This is a genomic window from Paenibacillus naphthalenovorans (assembly GCF_900099895.1).
Classification (GTDB): Bacteria; Bacillota; Bacilli; order Paenibacillales; family NBRC-103111; genus Paenibacillus_G; species Paenibacillus_G naphthalenovorans.
On record NZ_FNDY01000005.1, the window covers coordinates 63,987 to 87,345 of the forward strand.

The 23,359-nt window shown below is 47.8% G+C and carries 21 protein-coding genes; 6 read left to right on the forward strand and 15 right to left on the reverse strand.

Annotated features, from left to right (window positions below):
- The first annotated feature begins 4 nt into the window (after window positions 1-4).
- The gene (locus BLT35_RS06945) at window positions 5-673 is read left to right on the forward strand and encodes an SOS response-associated peptidase (RefSeq protein ID WP_074727374.1); all 669 of its coding nucleotides are present in this window, start codon (window positions 5-7) and stop codon (window positions 671-673) included.
- A 59-nt stretch (window positions 674-732) separates the two neighbouring features.
- Here BLT35_RS06945 and BLT35_RS06950 read toward each other — a convergent pair whose 3' ends face one another.
- The 5 genes from BLT35_RS06950 to BLT35_RS06970 form a co-directional block, all read right to left on the reverse strand.
- Window positions 733-1,866 carry an NADH-dependent flavin oxidoreductase gene (locus tag BLT35_RS06950; protein WP_074727375.1) on the reverse strand — a complete coding sequence of 378 codons (1,134 nt, stop codon included), beginning with the start codon at window positions 1,864-1,866 and terminating at the stop codon, window positions 733-735.
- A gap of 92 nt (window positions 1,867-1,958) precedes the next feature.
- Window positions 1,959-2,609, reverse strand: a complete 651-nt coding sequence (locus BLT35_RS06955; protein WP_074727376.1) for a DsbA family oxidoreductase — start codon at window positions 2,607-2,609, stop codon at window positions 1,959-1,961.
- Window positions 2,610-2,833: 224 nt separating this feature from the next.
- Window positions 2,834-3,247 (reverse strand): DoxX family protein, encoded by a 414-nt coding sequence (locus BLT35_RS06960; protein ID WP_054817382.1) that lies wholly within the window; start codon window positions 3,245-3,247, stop codon window positions 2,834-2,836.
- Window positions 3,248-3,280: 33 nt separating this feature from the next.
- On the reverse strand, window positions 3,281-4,048 hold the full coding sequence (locus tag BLT35_RS06965; protein WP_074727377.1) for a DODA-type extradiol aromatic ring-opening family dioxygenase: 768 nt from the start codon (window positions 4,046-4,048) through the stop codon (window positions 3,281-3,283).
- Window positions 4,049-4,186: 138 nt separating this feature from the next.
- Window positions 4,187-5,113, reverse strand: coding sequence for an MBL fold metallo-hydrolase (locus tag BLT35_RS06970; protein ID WP_074727378.1), 927 nt, complete (start codon window positions 5,111-5,113; stop codon window positions 4,187-4,189).
- A 150-nt stretch (window positions 5,114-5,263) separates the two neighbouring features.
- Here BLT35_RS06970 and BLT35_RS06975 point away from each other — a divergent pair, with 150 nt between their 5' ends.
- Window positions 5,264-6,877 carry a catalase gene (locus BLT35_RS06975; protein WP_254777525.1) on the forward strand — a complete coding sequence of 538 codons (1,614 nt, stop codon included), beginning with the start codon at window positions 5,264-5,266 and terminating at the stop codon, window positions 6,875-6,877.
- A gap of 141 nt (window positions 6,878-7,018) precedes the next feature.
- Here the strand turns inward: BLT35_RS06975 and cdaS are convergent, their stop codons facing one another.
- Window positions 7,019-7,633, reverse strand: a complete 615-nt coding sequence (gene cdaS, locus BLT35_RS06980) for a sporulation-specific diadenylate cyclase CdaS (RefSeq protein WP_074727380.1) — start codon at window positions 7,631-7,633, stop codon at window positions 7,019-7,021.
- 176 nt (window positions 7,634-7,809) lie between these two features.
- On the opposite strand from cdaS, the gene BLT35_RS06985 reads away from it, so the two are divergent.
- Window positions 7,810-8,361 carry a DJ-1/PfpI family protein gene (locus tag BLT35_RS06985; protein WP_062410644.1) on the forward strand — a complete coding sequence of 184 codons (552 nt, stop codon included), beginning with the start codon at window positions 7,810-7,812 and terminating at the stop codon, window positions 8,359-8,361.
- A gap of 143 nt (window positions 8,362-8,504) precedes the next feature.
- Here BLT35_RS06985 and BLT35_RS06990 read toward each other — a convergent pair whose 3' ends face one another.
- Window positions 8,505-8,765: a metal-sensitive transcriptional regulator gene (locus BLT35_RS06990; RefSeq protein ID WP_054817380.1), complete on the reverse strand. Its 261-nt coding sequence runs from the start codon at window positions 8,763-8,765 to the stop codon at window positions 8,505-8,507.
- A gap of 207 nt (window positions 8,766-8,972) precedes the next feature.
- On the opposite strand from BLT35_RS06990, the gene BLT35_RS06995 reads away from it, so the two are divergent.
- The 3 genes from BLT35_RS06995 to BLT35_RS07005 are packed head-to-tail and all read left to right on the forward strand — an operon-like array spanning window position 8,973 to window position 12,720.
- Entirely contained in the window at window positions 8,973-10,502 is a 1,530-nt protein-coding gene (locus BLT35_RS06995; protein ID WP_074727381.1) for a spore germination protein, read from the forward strand.
- 15 nt (window positions 10,503-10,517) lie between these two features.
- Window positions 10,518-11,597, forward strand: coding sequence for a Ger(x)C family spore germination protein (locus tag BLT35_RS07000; protein WP_054817379.1), 1,080 nt, complete (start codon window positions 10,518-10,520; stop codon window positions 11,595-11,597).
- A gap of 1 nt (window position 11,598) precedes the next feature.
- Window positions 11,599-12,720: a GerAB/ArcD/ProY family transporter gene (locus BLT35_RS07005; protein WP_062410643.1), complete on the forward strand. Its 1,122-nt coding sequence runs from the start codon at window positions 11,599-11,601 to the stop codon at window positions 12,718-12,720.
- Here the strand turns inward: BLT35_RS07005 and BLT35_RS07010 are convergent.
- The 8 genes from BLT35_RS07010 to BLT35_RS07045 form a co-directional block, all read right to left on the reverse strand.
- Entirely contained in the window at window positions 12,695-13,006 is a 312-nt protein-coding gene (locus BLT35_RS07010; RefSeq protein WP_373864985.1) for a YnfA family protein, read from the reverse strand. The two genes, BLT35_RS07005 and BLT35_RS07010, sit on opposite strands and share 26 nt — an antisense overlap.
- Window positions 13,007-13,175: 169 nt before the next feature.
- Entirely contained in the window at window positions 13,176-14,861 is a 1,686-nt protein-coding gene (locus BLT35_RS07015) for a glycerol-3-phosphate dehydrogenase/oxidase (protein WP_074727382.1), read from the reverse strand.
- A gap of 35 nt (window positions 14,862-14,896) precedes the next feature.
- Window positions 14,897-17,383: a glycoside hydrolase family 31 protein gene (locus BLT35_RS07020; RefSeq protein WP_054817377.1), complete on the reverse strand. Its 2,487-nt coding sequence runs from the start codon at window positions 17,381-17,383 to the stop codon at window positions 14,897-14,899.
- Window positions 17,384-17,603: 220 nt separating this feature from the next.
- Window positions 17,604-19,100, reverse strand: coding sequence for a glycerol kinase GlpK (glpK, locus tag BLT35_RS07025; RefSeq protein WP_074727383.1), 1,497 nt, complete (start codon window positions 19,098-19,100; stop codon window positions 17,604-17,606).
- A 118-nt stretch (window positions 19,101-19,218) separates the two neighbouring features.
- Window positions 19,219-20,043, reverse strand: coding sequence for a carbohydrate ABC transporter permease (locus tag BLT35_RS07030; protein ID WP_074727384.1), 825 nt, complete (start codon window positions 20,041-20,043; stop codon window positions 19,219-19,221).
- Window position 20,044: 1 nt separating this feature from the next.
- Entirely contained in the window at window positions 20,045-20,944 is a 900-nt protein-coding gene (locus BLT35_RS07035; protein WP_062410639.1) for a carbohydrate ABC transporter permease, read from the reverse strand.
- A gap of 69 nt (window positions 20,945-21,013) precedes the next feature.
- On the reverse strand, window positions 21,014-22,312 hold the full coding sequence (locus BLT35_RS07040; RefSeq protein ID WP_062410638.1) for an ABC transporter substrate-binding protein: 1,299 nt from the start codon (window positions 22,310-22,312) through the stop codon (window positions 21,014-21,016).
- A gap of 64 nt (window positions 22,313-22,376) precedes the next feature.
- On the reverse strand, window positions 22,377-23,243 hold the full coding sequence (locus BLT35_RS07045; protein WP_062410637.1) for an AraC family transcriptional regulator: 867 nt from the start codon (window positions 23,241-23,243) through the stop codon (window positions 22,377-22,379).
- Window positions 23,244-23,359: the final 116 nt, after the last annotated feature.

Sequence of the window (23,359 nt, forward strand, 5' to 3'; positions counted from 1 at the left end):
CTTTATGTGCGGCAGATATACGCTTACCGTTACGTTGGATGAATTGATGGTCCATTTTTACTCCAGCTTATCCGGTTCGGTCCGGCATCAACCCCGGTTCAACATCAGTCCTTCCCAGACGGTTTTAGCCGTCATCAACGACGGGGTCCATAACCGGATAGGACCGTTGAAGTGGGGGCTCATTCCCTCTTGGTCCAAAGACGATAAAACGGCGCTCGCCAATGCCCGCACCGAAACCTTGAAGGACAAGCCGGCATTTAAAGTTCCGTTTGCAAGAAAAAGATGCCTGATTCCTGCAGACAGCTTTTTTGAGTGGAAAAAGACGGAGGCGGGCAAGCAGCCGATGAGAATCATGCTGAAATCGGGAAAGCTCTTTAGCATGGCCGGCCTGTACGAAACATGGATTGCGCCCGACGGGCAGAAGATCAATAGCTGTACCATTATTACGACAACGGCGAATTCGCTGGTTGCCGGCATTCATCACCGGATGCCGGTGATTTTAAGCCCGCAGGATGAGGCCGTTTGGTTAAACAGGAATATACACGACCCGGAGGCGCTTATGCCTCTTCTCAAACCTTTTCCTGCAGAGGAAATGAAGGCCTATCCTGTTCCTTCTTTGGTAGGAAATGCCAAGAACGATGTTCCCGAATGCATACAGCAGCTTGCTCCTTAAGAGAACCTCATATCAGGTAAAAAAATAGACCCGCAAGCCGGCAGCTTGCGGGTCTATTTTTATTTAGAGGAAGATTCAACGACAGGGAACCATCCCGGTGTGTTTATAATCGCTTGCCAAAGCGGGTCGGGAATGACCAAACGCTGCTGATCGTCCTTTGTCAGGGTCGTCGCGATTTCGCTTTCGCGGCCCTGCTCCACTTTTTCTACCCAATCCGGTTCTACGATTAATTCACGTCCGAGTGCGACCAGAGGAACGACGCTCAAAGCCTTCGCCGCATCAGCCGCGGTATGGATCGAGCCTACCCCAATCACAGGCACCCGATCTCCTGCGCGTTCTTTGATGATTTCGATACGGGATCTTGTATCCTCTACTCCACGTCTTGGCTTTGACCAGAAATCCATCAGAGAAACGTGGAGATAGTCAAGCTCCTGATCCGCCAGAGCATCCACTAATACCAAGGTTTCCGCCATCGTAATACCAGGCGTCTCCTCTTCTTCCGGTGAAAAACGGTAGCCTACAATGAACGGCTCCTTGGCATGCAAAGCCACGGCTTTCTTGACTTCCTTCACAACGGCCAGAGGGAAGCTCAAGCGCTGCTCAACGCTGCCGCCCCAGCGGTCGGTCCGGCGGTTCGTATGCGGTGAGAAAAATTGCTGAATCAAATAACCGTTCGCTCCATGGATCTCTACGCCGTCAAATCCGGCTTCAATCGCTCTTCTCGTGGTTTCTCCAAAGGCCTTGACAATCGACTCCACTTCCGAATCCGTAAGCGGTCTGGGGGCTTTGGCGCCTTCCTGGTTCATGGCTACGTCGCTTGCGCTGACGATATCGCCGTTAGGCACTAATTCCGGCGGACATGCCCGGCCGCCGTGGAAGATTTGCAGTACGGCTTTGGCGCCTTGCTCTTTGATTGCAGTGGCCAGGCGGCGTAAGCTGGGGATCATCTCGTCGGTGTCCGCACCGAATTCTCCCGGAAACCCTTTGCCGTTGGCCGTTACATACGTACATGCCGTAATGACCATACCAACTCCCGAGGATCTGCGGATGTAATACTTTATTTCATCGTCCGTGACCGTACCGTCAGGATTGGAGGAGAAATTGGTCATCGGAGCAAGAACCACGCGATTTTTCAATTGAACTCCGCTTCTGAGAGTAAAGGATTCGAATAACGGCTTAAACTGTTCTTTCATCTATAGGGCCTCCTTTTTCGTCTTAAGACAAAATGCATTGCTATTCTTTGCTGCCGGTTTGAATGCTATTCCGGCCTGCCATCGGGCGCGGATTAACAGCCATCGATTCCGCAGGCCATGCCTTCGGCAAAATCCAGCAGCTTCGGCTTCTTCGCAAGCTCTTCTTCAATAACCTTTTCGAGCGATGCTTTGGAACGGACCCCTTGAAGGATCGTTTCTCCAATCACCATCGTAGGAACGGCTGTAATTTGCGCCTCTTGAACCGCATGCTCCAAGGCCTTCCGGTGAATTTCCCGATATTTGCGGGTTTCTAAAGCCTGGCGGAATTCCTGCTCATTCAGCCCCAGCTCACCGGCCAATGAGGTCAGCACATCGATTTTACCGATATCCCGCTCCTCTTGGAAAAAGGCCTTGAACATCCGATGCGTGTAGGCATTGCCCTTCCCATGCTCCTTGGCATATTGATACCCTTCAAACGCCAAATGGGTATACGGCTGCGGCGAAACCTTGGGTAATACCATTTGCAAACTGTATTGGGCCGCCATGGGATACACAGACTGGTTCCAAACGCTGGGTAAATATTCGTCTTCCGGCCGAAGCGTAGGGTTTGGATAGGGACGGAGCTCAAAAGGCATCCATTCGATCTCTACATCCTTGCCTTTGACGGCCTCTTCCAACGGAACCTCCGCTATATAACAAAACGGACATACGTAATCGGAATAGACTTTGATTTTAAGAGTCATAGGATTCCCCCCCTTCACATCCGCATTAGAGCACTAGAGCACCAAAAAGCCATATCCTCCCCATATTCATATTAAAAATAGGTTACTAATTTTTAATTAGTTCATGGTAAATCATATACCTTATTGAAGCCAATGTCAAACAGATGGACGGGAGACCGCGATCTCACTAAAAAAGAAAAGGCCCCGCCCATGGGCAAGAACCTCCATCTGTATGATTACGATTTTTAAGCAGCATTCTTTGGATTTGAGCCGAACAGGCTTCCCAACGAGTATAAACGGCTTCCGTTCAATGCGAGATAAATCGCCATGGCCAGAAAAGCCAAATCCAATTCATAGCCGGGCATTTGGCCATTCCCGGCAAAGCCTGCCGCCAATTTCACCAATAGGATGGCCCCTACCATAATCAGAGCAAACAATACCGATACGATACGGGTCCCGATTCCAACAATAAGCGCTATACCGCCAACCAGTTCAATGACGGCCACGGCATAAGCGGCAAATCCGGGCAGGCCGATACTTTGGAACCATCCGGCGATGTTATCGATACCGCTCTGAAACTTGATCCATCCGTGAACCAGAAAAGAAATCCCCAGTACCAATCTCAAAATAAGCGAACCCGCTTCATGTTTTGTACTCATTGATTCATACTCCCCCAAGAAATAGACGTTTCATCAAAATTGATAGCTTAAATAACTTAATGTTCCATGGTCATAGCTTCGATGAATGACCTTCGGTGTGTTTTGCGGATTTCCACTGCCCATCGCAATAAAAAACGGAACGAAATGCTCCGGTCTGGGCACAGCCTGACGGGCATACGGAGCAAGCTTTTCATAGTTGAAAAGCGACTCCAGGTCTCTTTTTTCAACCTTATCTATCAGCCAGTCATCAAACGCAATAGCCCAGGGCTCAGGAGCCGATTGACCCCAATGAATCATCCTTAAATTATGAACGGTTACCCCGCTGCCGATCACCAGAATGTCTTCTTCTCCCAGCTCCCGGAGGCATTCGCCAATCCGGAATTGTTTGTCCGGCGACAGATAGGGATGAACGGAAATTTGCACCACCGGAATATCGGCTTTTGGATACATGCGATATAATAAAGTCCATGAACCGTGATCCAGCCCTCTTGACGTATCCTTTTTCACCGGGATTCCCTGTTGTTGGAACCGCTCTTCGACCTTTGAGGCGATGGTTGTAGAACCTTTGGCCGGGTATTTAATCTGATACAGCGCATCGGGAAATCCGCCGAAATCGTAAATGGTGTCGTATGTGCCGTCCAGGGACGAAATGGTGAGAACCTCGCTTTCCCAATGCGCGGTAAAAATCACGATCGCCTTGGGCTGCACCTGCCGGGACAAGGTATTCAGAAAGCCGCTGTAGACCGTATCTTCTATGGCGAGCATCGGCGACCCGTGCGCTAAAAATAAAGCCGGAACCATAACTCAACCTCCCTCCTTACGTATAATTTATATAGTTACTTTATGTAAGCTAATATATATTAATAATAAATTTGTGTCAAGTAATTAATTTTTAAAGCGTAACCCCGCCTCCAAAGAAGCGGGGTTATCTGCATGATGCTAAGTGATCCAATATGACTCGCCCAATGCCATCACTTTTAACCTATCCTTATTTAACCGCAGCCGGTCCCATTCTTTAAACAGCCGTTCCAAAGCTTCCGGTCCTGTATCGTCCGCAAGCCGGTACGCCCCGTAATGCATCGGAATACACGTCTTGCCCTTCAGTTCCAGGAAGGCTTTGACCGCATCCTCCGGATTGATATGGGAAATAGACATAAACCACTCCGGTTCGTAGGCTCCGATAGGCATTAAGACAATATCCAGCTCATAACGGTCGGCTATATCCTTAAACCCTCTGAAGTAGCCGGTATCCCCTACGAAGTAAACCGATTGGTTCGTCTTCGGATGCTCTACAATCCATCCTCCCCAATGAGACGTATTGATGTCGGACAGCGTTCTTCTTGTCCAATGCTGTGCAGGTACAAAAGAGAGGCTTACCCCGTTATGCGTAAACCGGTCCCACCAATTCGCTTCAATGACGTTACGGTACCCTCTGCGGGTAAAGGCCCGTTTCAATCCTATCGGAACATAAAATGCAGGCGATCCTTTGAGCTTCCTGATCGAGCCAAAATCCAGATGGTCGTAGTGGCCGTGGGATATTAAAACGATGTCGATTTCCGGAAGCTGTCCGATCGGAATGCCCGGCTCTGTCAATCTGCTGCCAAAGCCCATCCGCTTGGCCCATACCGGATCCGTTAAAATATTCAGTCCCTGCATTTGAATCAAAAAGGTGGAGTGCCCTATCCAGGTAATAGAAAATGAAGTCCGGTTTTCTTGTATTCTCTTTATGTCCTTATGTTCCGCCTGAGGAATGAGTGTGGATAAATCTTTTATTTTGGCTTTTCTCTCTTTGTACCATCGGACCATATCAGAAAATGTATGTGTATTTTGTACGCCGTCATAATTTTGATATCTGGTTTTTTTCATATTTCCCCTGTCTCCGTCTGTAAAGGATGTGTGACTATTCTCATTATATCGGTTCGGAACGAAAAACTTAAATGCATAAAAACAGCTTCAAAGGCAAAACATGGTTCTGTACAACGATCACAATGGAGGTTGGATTTGATGGATGGAAATATGACCAGCGGAACAAATATAGAGGGCACGGGCGGGCCTGCCGATCAAAGGTTGGGTACGAATGAGAATGAGATGACTTTAACAAACCGCCAAGGCCATCCCATAGCCGATAATCAAAACGTACGAACCGTAGGCAGCCGTGGTCCCGTAACTCTGGAGAACTACCACCTGCTTGAAAAAATATCCCATTTTGACCGCGAAAAGGTTCCGGAAAGAGTCGTTCATGCGCGCGGAGCAGGCGCCCATGGCTATTTTGAAGCCTACGGCAAGGTAGGAGATGAGCCGATCGCCAAATACACCCGCGCGAAGCTTTTTCAGGAAGCCGGGAAGCGGACGCCCGTATTCGTCAGGTTCTCCACGGTCATACATGGAAGGCATTCGCCCGAAACGCTCCGCGACCCGCGCGGTTTTGCCGTAAAGTTCTATACGGAGGATGGAAACTGGGATTTGGTCGGCAATAACCTGAAAATATTTTTCATCCGCGATCCGTTGAAGTTTCCGGATATGATACATGCCTTCCGTCCTGACCCCGTCAGCGAAATTTCAAATCCGGAAAGGATGTTTGACTTTGTCTCGAATTCGCCGGAGGCGACCCATATGATTACTTTCGTCTTCTCTCCGTGGGGGATACCTGCGAATTACAGAGAGATGCAGGGCTCCGGCGTCAACACCTACAAATGGGTCAATGCGGAAGGGCAAGCGGTTTTAATTAAATATCACTGGGAACCCAAGCTTGGCATCCGCAATCTGACCCAAAAGGAAGCCGAGGCCATCCAAGCGAAAAATTACAGTCATGCTACGCAAGACCTTTATGAAGCGATCGAGCGCGGCGATTATCCGGAATGGGAGCTGTACGTTCAAATGATGAGCGATGACGAGCATCCCGAGCTCGATTATGATCCTCTGGATCCGACCAAACTATGGGACCGTGAACAATTTCCTTTTCTGCCGGTCGGTAAAATGATGCTCAATAAAAATCCGGAAAATTATTTTGCCGAAGTGGAGCAGGCGGCTTTCGGCACGGGCGTATTGGTCGACGGACTTGATTTCTCCGATGACAAGCTGCTTCAAGGACGCACCTTCTCCTATTCCGATACGCAGCGCTATCGGGTGGGCACCAATTATTTGCAGCTTCCTATCAATGCGCCCAAAAAGCGGGTAGCCACCAATCAGCGCGACGGTCAAATGACGTATTTCGTCGATCGGGCACCCGGACAGTCTCCCCACGTCAATTATGAGCCTTCCTCCCTGGGCGGCTTGCAGGAGGTAACCAGACGGGGCAAAGAACATCAGCCTGCCTATAACGCGAAGCTGGTCCGGCAAAGAATCGAACGGGCCAATGACTTTAAACAAGCGGGAGAAACGTATCGTAAATTCGAGCCATGGGAACGCGATGAATTAATCAGCAACCTGGTCGACGCCTTGAAGGTGTGTAATCCTCAGATCCAACAAAAGATGATCGAGCATTTCACCCTTGCCGATCCCGAATATGGCAGCCGGGTTGCGGAAGGGCTTGCGAAGGCAAAAGCCGACCCGTCTCATATGGGCTCCGACACCGCCAGAACGTCCATGGAACTGGCGGAAGAATTGGGACAACGTACGGATGGATATTGACTGTCAGGACAAAGGACACCGAAAGGTGTTCTTTTACATTTGGATTGCGATGTAAACAAACAGGCGACCGCCTCCAGTGAAGCACCGAAGTATCGATCGCCTGAATCTTTTATGATAAAAAATAATACCTATGCGAATTTCTTAATCCAATGATTCCGTGGCAAAAGCATACATATTTCCTTCAATGCTGAAAGACGCCTTCCCGGTCTCTTCAGAAACGACGATGACAAACGCATCACTTCGTTCCGTCAGCCCCAGTGCGGCCCGATGCCTGGTGCCAAGCTTCCGGTCTGTCACCAGATTCGTTAATGGGAGCACATTTGCCGCGGAGGCAATTTTATTCCCCTGCACCAGAACGGCTCCGTCATGCAAAGGCCCTCCCGGCACAAAGACAGATTCCAATAAAGAGCAGGTTAAGTTTGCATCAATGGAAACACCCGGTGTAATCAGCCGTTCAAGCGCATCCTCCCGTTGGATTACAATAAGGGCACCATGCCGCCGTTGAGAGAGATTCCGGACGGAATACGATATTTCGGAGTACTTGTCGGTATAAGAAGATATATAACATTTCAAATAAAAGGATGCGGCAAGCGATTCAATCCTGTTGATTTCTCCGCCTATTTGTCCGAACTCGTTTAAAATGCAGGTCTCTTCTTCGTCCAATCCATTTAACGTTTGCTGCATTTTGCCTATAAGGGTTTGAATTTTTTCTTTGAGCTCCAATTTCAGAGAAGAAAAATCACAGTCTTTTTCCATTATTGTCACTTATCCTTTGTTTTCTGCGGAGTTGTTATAAACCTATAATCCCCAGGTTCACCGCTGCTATACACAAAAAACGCGCATAGGTTTTTACATTTACAAGCATGATAAGAGGTATTGAAGCAGGTACATTTGCTTCTATTTCTGGGTGTATAACGAATGGAGGTTATGTTTTGAGCAAAAAAGTGCTGATTGTTTCCGGAGATGCGGTAGAAGCTCTCGAAATATTTTATCCGTATTACCGCTGCCTCGAAGAAGGATTTGATGTCACGATCGCTTCCCCTTCTGTCAAAAAGCTGCATACCGTAAGCCACGATTTTATTGACGATATGGAAACGTTCGTGGAAAAACCCGCTTACGGCATTCAATCCGATACGGCTTTTGCAGATGTGAATCCCGCGCAATATGACGGCTTGATCATTCCGGGAGGACGCGCTCCGGAATATATCCGTATGAATGAAGCGCTGCCGAAGATTGTCCGCCACTTTTTTGAGCAGGATAAACCTGTGGGCGCGATCTGCCATGCGGCGCAGATTCTTACGGTCATTCCGGATGTAATGAAAGGCCGGGAATACACTGCGTTTACAAATTGCAAGCCTGATGTGACGGTATGCGGGGCGACTTATATTGATGAAGGATTACATACGCACCGAAATCTGGTTTCAGGCCGCGCTTGGCCCGACCTGCCCGGCTTCATGCGGGAGTTTATTAAGCTGCTGAGATAAAAAACGAAAGCGGGCCATCCTTCGAGTAAAGCTTGCTTTGCAGACAGGGTGGCCTGCCGTAATGGATTCGTATGATGGGGGATTCAAACAAAGGTTTTTCCGTTTGACCGGCAGAATTTTGGTTTGGACTGCGGCGTAAGACGTTACCTGCTCTTGATCAGCAGTTCCACGGCCTCTTGAACCAGCTTGCCGGTGTCTCTGCCGGATTCCTTTTCTTCAAGAATGCATTGTTCCAGATTGACTGCTACGATATAAGCCATCGCTTTATCCACCGCACTGCGCACCGCCGACAATTGACTGACGACATCCTTGCAATTTTTCTCTTCTTCTATCATCTTCAACACACCGCGAACCTGTCCTTCCACCCGGCGCAGGCGTCTTTTAATGTCATCATCGTAATTCATGACCGTCATCCTCCCATACCCATATAGGTTCATTATACCCGAATTGGCGGAACTCGTCTCCCGATAAATACTTGGACTCTCAACATACCTGTACCCTGGAGGAGCATATGAAGCAGAAGCTTAATTATAAGGCTGAGCATACATAATTAAATTCCAAGTTCATCATCCTATAGATAATCATTGATTTTTTACCTTGGGAGTGGTGAAATGTTTTTCAAAAAATGGCTTCAAAACAATAAGCATAAGCAGCAACCGGCAACCCCCCAAAGTATGGACGACTTATTAACCCTGCTTAAACGATCAAGCGATTTCAGACAATTTTCTCTGACGAACGAAAAAGGATATTTGATTATCTCTTATTACCGAACTCTTGTTGATCATCAAAAACTGCAGGAACGTGTGTTGAAAGTGTTCCGGGAGCTGGCTTTGCAGCAAAGCGATATTCACCGGATTGACGATATCACGAATATCATTCCTATTGAAGATATTGTGATTACAGAGGATACAGAGATGATCGAGTCCAAGCTTCTTCAGGGATACGGGATGCTGCAGCTCAAAGCATCTGACCGCAGATGCGCCATGATCCAATTATTTCATGAAAATACCGGGCTTCGTGATCAGAACGAAGCTGAAAATGAATTCAGTGTCGTAGGGCCCAAGATCGGCTTTGTCGAAAATATTGAGATTAATATTCATTTATTAAGACAGCACATCAATTCATCCCAACTCATCATCAAAGAAATGAATATCGGATCGATGTCCCATACGAAAGTGATCATCATTTATATTGAAGGCGTGACGAATGAACACCATGTGCAAACGATGACCGAACGACTGCAAAATATTGATTATGATGTTGTTTTTGATTCCTCCCAGCTTCATCAAATTATATCCGACAATAGCTTGACGCCCTTTCCGCTGGCTTTGACCACGGAACGTGTCGACAGAGCGGTCTGGTCACTCATTACCGGACAGGTGGCTGTGCTCAGCAACGGATCGCCATATGCCATCACGGCCCCTGCCACACTGCTGGATTTTTTTATCTCACCTGAAGATTACTATTTACCTTGGTTACTTGCTTCTTTTTTTCGCGTAATACGTATTTTCGGGGCTTTGTTCTCCATCTTTGCCAGCTCCATCTATATCGCCGTTCTAACCTACCATTATGAAATGATTCCAAGGGTTTTGCTGGGTCCCCTTAACTTTTCGCGTCATAACGTTCCTTTTCCGCCTGTGTTAGAGGTCTTCTTTTTGGAAATTACGATTGAGCTTTTACGTGAAGCCGGAGCCCGGTTACCTGCAAAAGTAGGACAAACACTCGGTATCGTAGGCGGTATCGTTATAGGGCAGGCCTCCGTCGAGGCTGCCCTGACAAGCAATGTACTGCTGATTATCGTGGCTTTATCCGCCCTGGCTTCCTTTACTACGCCTATTTTTAAAATGTCGAACACCATACGCTTTCTGCGTTTTCCCTTAATTATATTTGCTTCGATATGGGGCGGATTAGGGATCGCGATAGGAATCAGTTTTTTGCTCGTCCATCTCTCACGGTTGGAATCATTAGGCTCACCCTATACTGTTCCTTTATATCCCTTCCGGCCAACCGATTTCAAAGACAGCATCATCCGCTCTTCTTTAATGGTGATTGCCAAAAGACCGGCCCATTTACGAACGCGGTCCATTTGGAGATATCATCCAAGCCGCGAACAACAAAATAAAAATGAGTTTGATGAATAACCGGAGTGGTTCCCTATGATAAAAATAAACCCTTATTTTCTCTTGATGATGAGCTGCATGATTTTTCTAACCGGGTGCACCAGTCAAAGGATCGTCGATAAAATTCAGGTTATACAAGGGATCGGATACGATGTAGTTGATGACAAAATTAAAGGGACCGTGATCTATCCTATTTTCGAGGAAAAGGGCAAGAGCCGGCTCAAGATATATGAGACCGAATCGAATTCGTATCATGATATCCTCCCCAGGCTAAATTCAAAATCTGCGTTTCCGATCGAAATAGGCCAATTACGCATGATTTTGTTTGGAAGCACGTTTGCGAAGCGAGGAATCGATAAAGTGCTATATAGCTACAGCCGGGATCCCGTAGCAGGCAGCCGGATACAAATCGGCGTTGCAGAACACCTTGCCGATGACTTTTTATTAAGGAGTAAAGAAGAGAATGTTCCTTTCCATCTAAGCAATAAAATAGTCCACAATATACAAAAAGGAAATTTGCCCGCAACCAACCTTCACGTCTTTTTGGCCAGATTATATGCGGAAGGAATGGATCCTTATTTACCCTATTTCATCATGGAGAAGAATCAAATCAAAATCGACGGGCTGGCTCTATTCAGGAAAGGAAAATTTATCCGGCCTATCAGTTTAAGGCAGTCCTTTATCTTAAAAACGTTATTGGATGGTGCCAAAAACGCGAGCTATCAAATCGACATTAAGAATAAAGGGGTGATGCAGTTGAAAAATTTGAGTGCAAAAGTTCATTTTACGATTGTGCAGACCGATCCCATACCGAAAATAGCCATTGATTTAACCATGGACACCGAAATCAAGGATGTTCCCCCGGGAACGCTTCTAACCGGAACCAAAAATCTTCGGGATCTGGAAAAGCTCATAGGCAAACATTTTAACGATGACATCCGGAATTTAATTTCACTGTTCCAAAAGCATAGGACGGATCCGCTCGGGCTTGGAGATTTAGTCCGGACAAAATCGCGAAATTGGGATTACAAAAGATTTCAGGATGAGATTTATCCTCAACTGAAAACGGAAGTGAATACGAAGGTGAATATTATTCAAACGGGTGCGGGGGAATAAGGTGAAACCATTCATTGACAAACGGTTTGTAGTATCTCCTTTTTTCGTCTTTTTTCTGATTTATTCGAGCCAGGTTGATGTAGGGATGCTTACGTTTCAACGAACCATAGCGAAGAGTGCCGGTTACGATGCCTGGATGTCCGTCATCATCTGCGGATTAAGCATTCAAGCCGTCATTTGGATGATGTATCGCATTCTCGGAACCGGTAATCGCGATGTCATTCATATCAACTCATTTTGCTTTGGCCAATGGATCGGGGGAATGTTTAATCTCTGTATCATGCTGTACTATCTTTTTGCGGCATTTGTTGTATTCCGCTCGTACATTGAAGTGATCCAGGTTTGGATGTTTCCCCTGATGAGTACATGGCAAATCAGCATTATTATTCTGCTGCTCATCTATTACATCGTTTCAAGCGGATTCCGCGTGATTACCGGGTTATGTTTTTGGGGTGCCGTACTGCCTTTCCTTTTTCTGTTTCCACTCATATTTTCTCCTTTGGAATTTGCGCATTTTAACAACCTGCTCCCCTTATTCCATCACTCGGCGAAAGAAATATTCGAATCTTCCAAGTCCATGCTGTTTCAGTTTCAGGGCTTTGAAACCTTATTTATGTTCTACCCCTTTATAAAAAATGCCGAAAAATCGCAAAAATGGGCCCATTACGGAACTTTATTCAGCATATTGCTGTACCTTTTGGTGACCATTGTTACCTTTGTTTACTTTAGTGAGGGACAGCTGAAGCATACCTTATGGCCGACATTAACCCTGCTCAAGATTGCGCAAGTGCCCATCATCGAAAGATTTGAATATATTGTAGTCTCCTTATGGCTTCTGGTCGTATTGCCCACCATTACCCTCCATTTATGGTCGGCCTGCCGCGGTGTGAGAAAAATGGTGCAGTGCAAGCAGCGTATCCTGCTGTTGATTTTTTTAGTGGGTTTCGGCTTGTTAACCAATATAATAGAGGACCGCAATCTCATTAGACGATTTACCGCCGTGTACAGCGAAATCGGGTTTTATTTTATCTATGTATATATCCCGCTGCTCTTTGTTGCCGTCCACATTAGACAAAAATGGATAAAGCCGGGGACGGTCACTGACGAGGCGCCCAAAGCATAATAGAGACACCCGCGATGCAAACGATGGCTCCGATCCAGTCGTAGAGGTCAGGGGTCTTCTTGTCTATCCACCATCCCCAGACAACGGCAAGCACGACAAACACCCCGCCATAAGCGGCATAAACCCGGCCGAAGCTCGGAAAGCTCTGCAGCGTGGGAATGATGCCATACGCAATAAGCACGATGCTCCCCACGATGCCATACCAAAGCGGCTTGGACTCCCTCAGCCACAGCCATACCAGATAGCCTCCGCCAATTTCGGCCAATCCGGCAAGAACGAACAGCATGATCGCGCTAATCAACAGATAACACTCCTATCCTAAGGAACTCTTTAGAGAGGCAGCCTGAGCGGGTTGATCTTTGATCAAATTATACTAACAATATAACGGACAAGATGGAAGGAATACAAATACATGAAAAAATCCCGCTCCACTTCAACGTGGAACGGGATTGGTTTCATGCCTGCCGCAAGCCTGCCTCTTCATCTACCGGAACGACAGCATCATGCAAATGCTTCTCCAGCTCTTCCGTATATTGCTTTTGCAGCTCCTCGCTCCAGCCCAGCTTTTCAGCCATATAGGCTATAACCGAAGCTTTATGCCGCTTTACCCAGGCGATATCAAACAATAATGCGCCGGTACGTCTGATAAAGAAGTCTACAGGCTTGACCGCCATTTCCTCTTCAATCGCGTACTCCAGCATCGTGAACACATCCAACGGCAGCCGATATGCCGCAGCTTGTTTAGCATGCTGTGCAGCCAGTGTATACAACCGGTCGATATTCGAGCCGTATCTGCGGACCAGCCGCTCCGATTGCTCCAGCGTAAAGCCGACAACCAATCCCTCTCTGACCTTCCTTTGGCAATACGCCGCAAAACGGTCCGACCCTCCGACTTGCCCTCCCGAAATCGGCATGTTTTTGGTACTGCTGGAGGGGAAAGATGCGCCGTGCTCTTGTTTGAACAAATCAACGACCAGATCGACAACCATCTCCGCCATTTTCCGGTATCCCGTTAATTTACCGCCCGCGATGGTAATTAAACCGGATGGGGATTGCCACACTTCGTCTTTCCGGGATATTTCCGATGCGCTTTTCCCTTCCTCATAGATCAAGGGGCGAAGGCCGGTCCAGCTGGATTCAATATCCTTGGCCGTGATATTCACGGAAGGAAACATATAATTGATCGCGTCTATGACATATTGGCGATCTGCCGAAGTCATCCGCGGGTGCTCCATATCCCCTTGATATACCGTATCCGTCGTTCCAACGTAGGTTTTGCCGTCACGGGGGATCGCAAAGATCATTCGGCCGTCCGGGGTGTCGAAATATATGGCCTGCCGGAGCGGGAAGCGGCGCTGGTCTATGACCAGGTGGATCCCTTTGGTTAACTGGAGACGCTTCTTATCTTTGGATCTATCCTTCTCCCGGAGGGTATCCACCCATGGTCCGGCGGCATTGACGATCTTTTTGGCGTAGATCTCGATGATTCCGCCCCCGATGCGATCCTTCACTTGAACACCGGATACTTTGCCCTCGGTATAGAGGAAGCCTACGACCTCCGCATAATTGACTGCCGAGGCCCCCCGGTGAACCGCTTCTTTCAGCACCTCTATCGTCAGTCTTGCATCATCCGTCCGATACTCCACGTAAACCCCGCTGCCTTTTAGCCCCTCCCGCTTCACCAAGGGCTCTCTTTGCGCGGTTTCTTCGGCGTTTAACATGGTGCGGCGCTCGCTTCTTTTTACGCCGGCCAGGTAATCATATACTCTTAACCCGAGTGAAGTGCTGAATTTACCGAAGGTGCCCCCTTGATGCAGCGGCAGCATCATCCATTCCGGGGTTGTCACATGAGGCCCGTTCTCATATACGACAGCCCGCTCTTTACCGACTTCCGCCACCATCTTGACTTCCAGCTGTTTGAGGTAGCGCAGTCCCCCGTGAACAAGCTTCGTCGACCGGCTCGAAGTGCCGGCGGCATAATCCTGCATTTCGACAAGCACGGTCTTCATCCCGCGGGCGACCGCATCCAAAGCAATGCCAGACCCCGTAATGCCTCCGCCGATAACCAGCAGGTCAAAGGTCTGATGAGCTAATTTTTGAAACAGCGCTTCTCTTTGCACGCCAGAAAACGAATTTTCCATGGCCGTTATCTCCTCTATTGAATCGATCCGTATGGTTAAATCGAAATCAGATCTTTCACATCAAAATTAATGATCAAATCGTAATCGTCTTTCACATACTCATGCTTAATTCTTGCCGTTTTTTGTTCCATGTCATAATACCAGCCCGCCGCGCTCGCTTCCCATTCCGCCGGTTCCAAAAACATGGGGAGTTTGGTATCCGCGAGCTTCACTTGAACCGGAGCGACTTCTTTACAGATGACGTCGACGACGACCGTTTTGAGCGGCGTCTCATAACGCCCTTCTTTCACAAAGGAGATTTTCGTTTCTTTGCCGTTCCGGATGCTGATGGTTGTTTTCAGATAATCGCCTTTTTGATAGTTGTTCGTCTTTCCGTCATCCTCATAATACACAAAGCTGGATTCCTCGGACGGTTCGATCAGCAGCCGAAGCTCTTCGATCACGTCCTTATGAATATTACGGAGTCCGGGCGCCATCGGGATAATCGCTCCGCTGCGGATGAACATCGGAATCGAGCCCAAAGTAACCTTCTGTTCAATCGTCTGTCCTCCGCGGTACCATTCTTTGGTGTACCAGTCAAACCAATCCGTTCCTTCCGGCAAGTAAACGCTTCTGGTTTCCGCCCCCTTTTCCAGCACATTGGCCACCAGGAGGAAGCTGCCGAGCATGAAGTCGAAGCTTTCCTCCAGCACCTTCGCATCCTGCTGAAATTCATAGACCAAAGGACGCATCACCGGAGATCCCACTGTAGAAGCTTCAAACAACAGCGAATAAAAGTAAGGCACCAGTTGATATCTAAGCTGAATCGCATCCCGGATATACTGGGTGTAGCCCGGATACATCCAAGGCTCCGTTACGGTATTATCCGTGTTACAGGAGTGGATGGAGAACCGCGGCTGGAATATTCCGTTCTGCACCCATCTGACGAACAATTCCGGCTCCGGGGCGGGTCCGTAAAAGCCGCCGATATCGCAGCCTTGGTTCGCGACACCGGAAAGGCCCATTCCAAGAATGACCGGGATATTGAACTTCAGGCTTTTCCAGCTCGTATGGTTGTCTCCAGCCCAGGTTTGGGCATAACGCTGTATCCCCGCAAAGCCGGCTCTATTCACGATATAAGGCCTTACGTCGGGATCGACCTCGGCTATGGCCTGCTTGGCCATCAATGCCATCAGGTTTGGCATAATCGGCCGTAATGCGCCGATTTCTTTACCGGAGCCCTCAAAATGACATTGCGCATCCAAATTATTTATTTCGTATTCGTTATTATCGTTCCAGATCGAAGTGATTCCCAAGGAAATATAAGCGTCCTTCAGATGCTTCTTCCAAAGCTCCCTGCCTTTCGGATTCGTAAAGTCAACGAATGAGGCCGCTCCTCCCCAGTATCGGTCGATCTCGGGCCGCTCCCCCTGCTCGTCTTTGATATAGGCCCCGGCTTCGGCAAATTCGGCATACAGAGGATGGGTTTTCAGCATGCCCGGCTTGATGTTAGGCGCTAGGGAAGCGCCTTTGCGCTCCATTTGCTCCACAAAGCCCTTCGGATCTTGGAACCTGTCGCGGTTCCAGTTGAATACATACCGCTTCCCGTCTTGTCCGGTTGTATATCCGGAAGACAAGAAGAAACCGTCGCAGGGAATGCCCTCCTGCTCGCATTTTTCCAAAAATTTCAGAATGGCCTTATCCGAATCCTTTTCCAGCTCCGTATAATACATCGTGGAGCCCATATACCCGAGAGAATATTTGGCAGGCAGCATCGTCTTTCCCGTCAAGTCGGTATAATTCCGGATGACATCCTTGATTTGAGGACCCAGGATGAAGAAGACATCCAGTTCTCCCCCGTCCGCACAGAAATAGGAGTACTTGTTCCAATAGCCGCTGCGTTCACATCCCATATCAAACACTGAATCATGGGAGTTGTGATAGAACAAGCCTGAAGCGATTTTGCTTTTCCCGTTTAATTTAATGTAAAACGGAATATGCTTGTATAAAGGGTCCGTCAGTTCTGAATCGTAACCGAGCGTATCCACATTGTGCATCCGCATTCTGCGTTTCGTTTTGTTTAGATATCCCGATTTTTCCCCAAAGCCATAGAAATAATCGTCATCATCCATGCACGAATAATGATAAAGTCTGCCCAGGCTGTCCTTGACATAGGATTTTTCTTTCAAATCGGAATGCAGTACCTGACCGTTCGGATCAGTGATCTCAATGGCGAATGGTTCTTTGTACACACGAACCTTTAAATTGGACGTCGACAAAAGCAAATGCGTGCCTAAGTCTTCATAAGGGATAGGAAGGGCCGCTACCCGGGTTCTTTCTTCCAGCAGGTCATCCATTTTATCTTCCCACGCGGTCATGGCCAGCGCATACGAAGCTTCCTCCGCAAACTGCTCGTCAAACGTACAGCGGATTCTCACGATCTCATCGTTTATAAGCATGATTCTGTACTTGGCCGCATTGGTCTCCAGCTCCAACACATTGGCGCCGGAGGCGATATTTACAATTTTATGGCTTATTTTCATGACAACATCTGCCTTTCTTCCTGATGATAATAAACATAAACCCGATCATAGCTCCCCATTTGAAAACAATATTCATCAATCATAAGCAAGACCTTGAATGTATTCAGTAAGTTAAAATCCCTTTGCAGCAGGATTCTTACTTCTATGATATCATTTATAATTTACATTGCTTTACCATTATTGCTGTATATTTTACCGATCTTGTCTGATTTCAGACGGCTTATGACAATTTAAAAGCCCTGGCAGCATGAACCGCTTTCTTCCATCCGCCGTACAGCTTCTCTCTTTCAGCTTCCTCCATCGTCGAGCGGAACGTACGGTCCACACTCCATTGCGCGTTAATCTCTGACTGGTCTTTCCAGTACCCGATTGCAAGGCCCGCTAAATAAGCAGCGCCTAAGGCTGTCGTCTCGCTGACGACCGGACGTTCTACCGGCACACCCAGCATGTCGCTTTGAAACTGCATCAGAAAATTATTTTTGACCGCCCCGCCGTCGACGCGCAATGCTTTTAACGAAAGGCCCGAGTCGCCCTCCATGGCTGTTAGCACATCCTTGGTTTGATACGCGAGGGATTCCAAAGTGGCACGAATGAAATGTTCCTTGGTTGTTCCCCGGGTCAGCCCAAAGACGGCCCCTCGTACGTCGCTATCCCAGTAGGGCGTGCCTAATCCGACAAAAGCCGGTACCACGTACACCCCATCGGTCGACCCAGCAGCCACGGCGAACTCTTCGCTCTCCTTTGCGTCAGCGATCATACGAAGTCCGTCCCTTAGCCACTGAATGGCCGACCCCGCTACGAAGATACTGCCTTCCAAAGCGTATTGAACTTTTCCGCCAATCCCCCAAGCGATTGTTGTCAGCAGGCCATGCCTGGAGGTCACCGCTTTTTCACCGGTATTCATCAGCATAAAGCAGCCCGTACCGTAGGTGTTTTTCGCCATTCCCTCTTCAAAGCAGGCCTGCCCGAAAAGCGCCGCCTGCTGATCCCCTGCAGCCCCGGCAATCGGGATGGACTGTCCCTTAAACAGATCATCCGCAGTATAACCGTAGATGCAAGAGGACGGTCTGACTTCCGGCAGCATGGCGCGAGGAATCCGAAGCAGGCTGAGCAGTTCGTCATCCCAGGCTAACTTATGGATATTGTAAAGCATCGTTCGGGAAGCGTTTGAATAATCCGTGACATGCACACTTCCCCCCGTGAGCTTCCAAATCAGCCAGGAATCCACCGTGCCAAACAGAAGCTCTCCTTTTTCCGCTCTTTGTCTTGCGTCTTGCGTCCGATTCAAGATCCATGCCAGCTTCGTGCCCGAGAAATACGGATCGATCAGCAGCCCCGTTTTACTCCGGACCATTTCTTCCAGTCCCTCAGCATGCAGCTGCTCGCAAATATCCGCCGTTTGCCGGGACTGCCAAACAATGGCGCGATAAACCGGCTTGCCCGTATGCTTGTCCCATACCACCGTTGTTTCGCGTTGATTCGTGATGCCGATGGCTGAAATCTGACTCGGCCGGATTCCGGATTGGGCTAAACATGTCGCTATCACCGATCGGACCGATTCCCAGATTTCCTCCGCATCCTGCTCCACCCACCCCGGTTGGGGATAAAACTGTGTAATTTCCTGCTGGGCTGAATGAATGATTTCACTTTTGCCGTTGAATAATATCGCTCTTGAACTCGTAGTACCTTGATCCAAAGATAGAATATATGTTTCCATAAGGATTCCCCCATTGGTCTGACCTGTAACAAACGATATGGACAAAAAATTCCCTCAAGTAACAGCATCCGCTTGCGTCACTGTTACTTATAGGGAATCGGATGGTTTCTAACAAGCTTTACCCTTTCATACCCGAAGTGACCATTCCTTTGACGAAGTAGCGCTGGAACATGATGAACACCACTAATACAGGAATCATTGTGATTACGGACATGGCCAGCAGGCTGCCCCAATCCACGTTGAACTCACCAATAAAGTTGGAAAGAGCCAATTGAATCGTATACAGGGACGGATCGCTGATTCCGATCAACGGCCACAAGAAGTCATCCCAACGCCACATGAAGGAGAAAATAGCCAGTACAGCCAATATAGGCTTGGCAATAGGAAGAATAATGCTCCAATAAATTTTCCACTCACTGGCTCCGTCCATCCGCGCCGCTTCGAGCAGCTCGTCAGGTACCGTCAGCAAATACTGCCGCATCAGAAATACACCTGTCGGAGTAGCTGCGGGAGGGATAATAATACTAAGCAGATTGTTGTAAAGCCCCAAATAGCTGATCACCTTGAAAATCGGAATCATGATGACCTCCAGCGGGATCATCAGCGTCGAAATAAATCCGACTAACAGCAAGGTGTCCCCTTTAAACCGGTACTTTGCCAGAGCGAAGCCGGCCATCGAGTTAATCAACAACAGCAGCAGCGTGGAGCTGACCGTAACGATCGCACTGTTTAAGAAATAGACACCGAAATTGCCTTTCTCAAAAGCGTTGATAAAATGCTCAAAAGTTACCGGCTCGGGCAAAAACTTTGGCGGAAAGCTGTACAAATCGGTCGTTGTTTTTAAAGACGAGAGCAAGATCCAGATGACCGGGAATATCCACAGCAGGCTGAGTACGAGCAGCAGCACATACACGATCCATTTGGCCGAAGACTTGATTTCCATGTTATACGGCGCCCCCCTTCGCAAGGCGGAATTGCAGAACCGTAAACAGCGAAATAATGACAAACAGGACAACGGACATCGCACTTGCCACTCCCAATTCTTGTTTCATAAAGCCGACTTCATAAATATACTGCACGATAAAGGTCGTCTCTCTTCCCGGACCGCCACCTGTCAAAGCAAACATCAGCGGATAGGACTTAAATGCATCGATCAGGGAAATCATAATCACCAGCAGGCTTGTCGGCTTGAGCAGCGGGAGTGTAATGCTCCAAAAGGAACGCAGCTTGGAGGCTCCATCCAGATGTGCGGCCTCATAGTAATCGCCGGGAATCGCTTGTAAGCCGGCCACGAAGATGACCATGAAGAAACCGAGACGCGACCACACGGTAGCCACAATAACTGACAAATTAGCGTAAAACGGAGAGGACAAAAACGGAATCGTATCCGCCCCGAACAGAGTCAAAATGTAGTTGAGAACACCCAGATCACCAAAAATCCATTTCCACGTTAATCCGACAATAATAAACGAGATCATGGTCGGCCAATAGAACACAGCGCGGAATAACCCCTTGAATCGAATCTCCTGAACCAGCAGCACGGCTACGGCCAGAGACAAGCAATAAATCAACGGCACCACAATGACGGCGTACAATGCCGTTTTACCGAGCGCCGACCAGAACTCCTCGTTCGTAAATACGTTCACATAATTCTCAAATCCTATAAATTCCATCGGATTTAAGCCATCATACTCATTAAACGAATAAATAAAACCCATGATGGTTGGGATAATGATAAACACACTGAAAATCAAAAAATTCGGAAGCACGAACAAATAGGGCGCTAATGGAAATCCTTTTTTCCGTCGTTTACCCGGCTTCGAAATTGCCGCATCTGCAGCCATCACCCTTCCCCCTTCTCATCAGAAAATAAAGGACTGCCGCCAACTTTCAGCGGCAGCCATATGATTCACTTATTTCTTGTCTTCGGCAATGGCTTTATCAATGGCTTTTGCCGTTTTATCCATTGCCTCTTTCGCCGTCGTTTTACCGGCAATGACTTCCACCAGACTGTTCTTCAAATCGTTGCTGAATTTAGGCACAATCGTTTGTTTGGACCAATCTTCCGCTGCTGCCGCACTGGTGTTGTTCAATTCATCGGAGAAGATTTCAAACATTTCCTTGCCAAATTCGTAGTCAAGCTTTGCGCTGTCCTTACGCGGACTCATGAACAAGGACTCTTGGTTAAACTTCGAATTCACTTCTTTTGTAGACAAGTATTGGATGAAATCAGCGGCTTCCTTTTCAACTTTCGAACCATTGAAGGCCATTACGAATTTACCGCCCGGCACGGAAGAACGCTGTTTCGCTTTAGGCATGTACGTTACGCCCCACTCAAAATTGGTAATATCTTTGTAGTTGCTGATCATCCAGTTGCCGGCCAAATGTGCTGCAACCGTACCGGAACGGAACAGGTTATTCGGATTTTCGCCGCCGAACCAAACGGATGTCGGCATCGTACCGTCGGTATGAAGCTTCTTGAAATATTCAGCTGCTTGGACACCTGCTTCATCGTTGATCGTCGCCTTTGTTCCGTCGGGGCTGATCATGCTGCCGCCAAATTGGTACAGAAGCGTAGACCAGCGGTGAGGCGTGAAATCCCATACCATGCCGTATTTGGCTCCGCCTTTTTCCATAACCTGCTTCAGCGCCGCTTGAAATTCATCCCAAGTCCAGATATTATCCGGAGAAGTCGGTACTTTTACTCCAGCTTTATCAAACAAGGTTTTGTTATAGAACAAACCGTTAGCCGTCACATCCATCGGAGCGGCTATAACCTTATTGTTTACTACATAGTAAGGCTTGATGGAATCAATGAACTGCTCTGTAAATTTGTCAACGCCGCCCACATAAGTGGCGAGATCCAAAGCCTGATTAGAGAATGCCCCGATTTCCGTTGTGCTGATCCGGGCCAGTGCCGGTGGTTGGCCGCCGGTAATCATCGTCTTCAGCTTGGTCGACAAATCCTTGTAAGCAATTTCAATCAAGTTAATTTTAACATTCGGATTTTTAGTCTCATAATCTTTAATAATGTTTTTCATGACTTCGCCTTCTTTACCATCGGAAAACCAGACGAAATCCAGCGTTACATTTTTCCCGCCTGCCGCTCCTCCCGCGGAACCGGCATCATCTTTTTTGGCGCAAGCCATCGACGTTAAAGCCAGAAGAACAAAAACCATCAAAATCGATATGACTTTAAAGTGTTTCTTCATGTGTGACCTCTCCCTATCTTTTTTAAACTTATCATTTTATAAACAGCATGGAATGTAGTGAAACCTACGTCGTTGTCGAGCTCAGCTTCCGGAAATTTTGAGGCGACACACCCGCATATTGTTTGAACGCTCGGCTAAAATGGACGGAGGTATTAAAGCCCAGTTTCTCCGATATTTCTCCGATCGGTTCATCGGTGGTCCGCAATAATTTCTTGGCCTCTTCGATCCGTTTGCTCATCAGGTAATTATTGATGGTGTACCCTGTGACTTCCTTGAAGCAGTGACACATGTAGTATTTGTTCAAGTGAAGCGCTGCGGAAAGATCATCAAGATTGATGTTTTCCGTGAAATTTTGATTAATATATTGCAAAATCCGCCGCACGTTGGCCTGACTATGCGATGGCTGCTGTGACGGCAGCATTTCAATCAGGTGCTTGGACTTGCGGTAAATTTTGATCAATAATTGAATTAACAACGTCCTCAAAACGATCTCGTAACCGAAAGCTTCCCTTTCATTTTCCTGGTAAATCGAGCGATAAACGTTTTCAATTTCCGCCCGCTCCTCCACATTCCACCGGATCAATAAACCGCTAGGAGCATCGAATAACGACATCAGCTTCCTGAACATCGGCTCCGGCACTTGCCCTTGCAGGAACGATTCGGTAAAGTTCACATAGCTGCGCAGATAGGGAACATCCTTTTGAGGATTGACCCGGTGTATCGTGCTCCCGTTAAAAAGCAGCATATCTCCAGGTAAAAGCTCATATATATCTTCCCCTACCACGTAATTTGCATTCCCGCGAATAAAGTAGTAGATCTCAAACCCTTCGTGAGTATGCACAGGCCAGTTATACTGCCAATCGTCTGCATCCGCGCGAACATAAATCCCGTTTCGTTTGAGCGCAAGATTGGTGGGAGTATGAATCATCAACCCAATCATTCCCCCTTTCTCGATAGCAAGATTGTGCAAGACCGTAATTTCTTTCGACAAATTTCGAACGCTTACAATTGAATATTATCACATATTTGACAACAACATATAACAAA

Excerpts from the sequence above, each read along its gene's own strand:
- BLT35_RS07035 (WP_062410639.1), bottom strand. The coding sequence starts at position 20,944 with ATGGCTGCAGATGCGGCAATTTCGAAGCCGGGTAAACGACGGAAAAAA.
- glpK (WP_074727383.1), bottom strand. The coding sequence starts at position 19,100 with ATGGAAACATATATTCTATCTTTGGATCAAGGTACTACGAGTTCAAGA.
- BLT35_RS06970 (WP_074727378.1), bottom strand. The coding sequence starts at position 5,113 with ATGAAAAAAACCAGATATCAAAATTATGACGGCGTACAAAATACACAT.
- BLT35_RS07000 (WP_054817379.1), top strand. The coding sequence starts at position 10,518 with ATGATAAAAATAAACCCTTATTTTCTCTTGATGATGAGCTGCATGATT.
- BLT35_RS06945 (WP_074727374.1), top strand. The coding sequence starts at position 5 with ATGTGCGGCAGATATACGCTTACCGTTACGTTGGATGAATTGATGGTC.
- BLT35_RS06955 (WP_074727376.1), bottom strand. The coding sequence starts at position 2,609 with ATGACTCTTAAAATCAAAGTCTATTCCGATTACGTATGTCCGTTTTGT.
- BLT35_RS07010 (WP_373864985.1), bottom strand. The coding sequence starts at position 13,006 with ATGCTGTTCGTTCTTGCCGGATTGGCCGAAATTGGCGGAGGCTATCTG.
- BLT35_RS06965 (WP_074727377.1), bottom strand. The coding sequence starts at position 4,048 with ATGGTTCCGGCTTTATTTTTAGCGCACGGGTCGCCGATGCTCGCCATA.
- BLT35_RS07020 (WP_054817377.1), bottom strand. The coding sequence starts at position 17,383 with ATGAAAATAAGCCATAAAATTGTAAATATCGCCTCCGGCGCCAATGTG.
- BLT35_RS07015 (WP_074727382.1), bottom strand. The coding sequence starts at position 14,861 with ATGGAAAATTCGTTTTCTGGCGTGCAAAGAGAAGCGCTGTTTCAAAAA.
- BLT35_RS06960 (WP_054817382.1), bottom strand. The coding sequence starts at position 3,247 with ATGAGTACAAAACATGAAGCGGGTTCGCTTATTTTGAGATTGGTACTG.
- BLT35_RS06995 (WP_074727381.1), top strand. The coding sequence starts at position 8,973 with ATGTTTTTCAAAAAATGGCTTCAAAACAATAAGCATAAGCAGCAACCG.
- BLT35_RS06975 (WP_254777525.1), top strand. The coding sequence starts at position 5,264 with ATGACCAGCGGAACAAATATAGAGGGCACGGGCGGGCCTGCCGATCAA.
- BLT35_RS06990 (WP_054817380.1), bottom strand. The coding sequence starts at position 8,765 with ATGAATTACGATGATGACATTAAAAGACGCCTGCGCCGGGTGGAAGGA.
- cdaS (WP_074727380.1), bottom strand. The coding sequence starts at position 7,633 with ATGGAAAAAGACTGTGATTTTTCTTCTCTGAAATTGGAGCTCAAAGAA.
- BLT35_RS06950 (WP_074727375.1), bottom strand. The coding sequence starts at position 1,866 with ATGAAAGAACAGTTTAAGCCGTTATTCGAATCCTTTACTCTCAGAAGC.
- BLT35_RS07040 (WP_062410638.1), bottom strand. The coding sequence starts at position 22,312 with ATGAAGAAACACTTTAAAGTCATATCGATTTTGATGGTTTTTGTTCTT.
- BLT35_RS07030 (WP_074727384.1), bottom strand. The coding sequence starts at position 20,043 with ATGGAAATCAAGTCTTCGGCCAAATGGATCGTGTATGTGCTGCTGCTC.